Source organism: Salipiger sp. HF18 (assembly GCF_011806505.1).
GTDB classification, from domain to species: Bacteria; Pseudomonadota; Alphaproteobacteria; order Rhodobacterales; family Rhodobacteraceae; genus Salipiger; species Salipiger thiooxidans.
Genome location: NZ_JAATOS010000311.1, coordinates 1 through 616, shown reverse-complemented (window position 1 = coordinate 616; position 616 = coordinate 1). Strand labels below are relative to the sequence as shown.

General features: G+C 68.3%; 2 protein-coding genes. Both read left to right on the top strand.

Annotated features, from left to right (window positions below):
• On the top strand, window positions 1-242 hold a 242-nt coding region (locus HC022_RS19270), incomplete at its 5' end, for a hypothetical protein (RefSeq protein ID WP_167453496.1).
• Between the two features lie 121 nt (window positions 243-363).
• On the top strand, window positions 364-616 hold a 253-nt coding region (locus HC022_RS19265), incomplete at its 3' end, for a LysR family transcriptional regulator (RefSeq protein ID WP_167453495.1).

The following is a 616-nucleotide window of genomic DNA, read 5'->3' as shown; positions in this document are numbered from 1 at the left end:
TCATCGAGGTGGACACCCGCGACCGGCCGGGGCTGCTCTACGACCTCACCCGGACGCTGGCGGAGACCAACGTCTACATCGCCAGCGCGGTCATCGCGACCTATGGCGAGCAGGTGGTCGATATCTTCTATGTGAAGGACATGTTCGGGCTGAAGTTCTACACTCCGTCCAAGCAGAAAACGCTCGAGAAACGCCTGCGCGCCGCCATGGAGGCGGGCGCCAAGCGCATCGCCCAGAACTGACCCCGGTTGGCCCGCCGTGACGCGGCGGGCTTGCATCTGCCGGCATCGGGCGGTCTGCTGCCGCCCGGGGGCGCTCCTACGGACACGCACCTGGGGACGCGCACAGGCAGGGGCGGAGCGCATGGCATTCACACTCAGACAGCTGCGGTATTTCCTCGCCGTCGCCGAAAGCGGCACGGTCTCGGGGGCCGCGCAGGCGCTGGCGATCTCGCAATCGGCGGTGACCGAGGCGATCCGCGAGCTCGAGGCCGATCTCGGCGTGCAGCTCTTCGAGCGCCACCCGCGCGGGCTCGACATCACCCAGAAAGGCCACCAGTTCCTGCGCCATGCGACCGGCATCCTCGGCAGCGTCTCGGACGCGCGGCTGTCGCTCT